This is a genomic window from Tabrizicola sp. YIM 78059 (assembly GCF_004959785.1).
In the GTDB taxonomy this organism is placed as follows: Bacteria; Pseudomonadota; Alphaproteobacteria; order Rhodobacterales; family Rhodobacteraceae; genus Tabrizicola; species Tabrizicola caldifontis.
Map to the genome: position 1 here is coordinate 1 of NZ_SJZH01000061.1, position 661 is coordinate 661.

At 60.8% G+C, this 661-nt stretch carries 1 protein-coding gene; it reads left to right on the forward strand.

The window, feature by feature from the left end:
- Positions 1-260 precede the first annotated feature (260 nt).
- Positions 261-661, forward strand: a 401-nt coding sequence (locus EZM81_RS18025; RefSeq protein ID WP_136646741.1) for a transposase, incomplete at its 3' end; no start/stop codon positions are given.

Below are 661 nucleotides of genomic sequence, written 5' to 3' on the forward strand. Positions count from 1 at the left end.
GTTCTGGCTATGACGCGACAACGAGTCCTGACCCTAGTAGCCTCGAGGCTGCGAAGCGATGTGCGCAATGAACCCGACGCTGAAGATCATGATCATACGATGAAAACCGTGCTCCCATCAGAAACAATTGGTCAGTTGCGGTATTTTGGGGAGCAGTTTCTGCATGGCGCTTTTTGACTGGCTGTTTGGCCGCACTCGGCTCTGTTGCACAAATCGCGTGAGGGATTCATCTCGTGAATCCAGCGTGGTAGCTGGAGTGCATGAGCAGACCGACACCCCCGACCTACAAGACCAGGAACTGGCCCGCCTATAACCAAGCGCTCAAGCGCCGAGGCTCGCTGACGATCTGGTTCGACCCCGCCATGAAGTGGCAGGCCGCGCCGACTGGCAAGCGCGGGCGGCAAGCCGACTACAGCGACGCAGCCATCCAGACCTGCCTCACGATGAAGGTCCTCTTCGGCATGGCGTTGCGCCAGACGACCGGCTTCGTCGAGAGCCTGCTGCGGTTGATCGGCCTCGACTGGGCAGTGCCAGACTTCAGCACGCTGTCGCGACGCCAGAAGACCCTGAATGTGAACATCCCCTACCGCGGCTCGGACGGTCCGCTGCACCTGTTGGTCGACATCGAGCCGGTGAGCGCCACCGGTTCGAGCGAACCGGC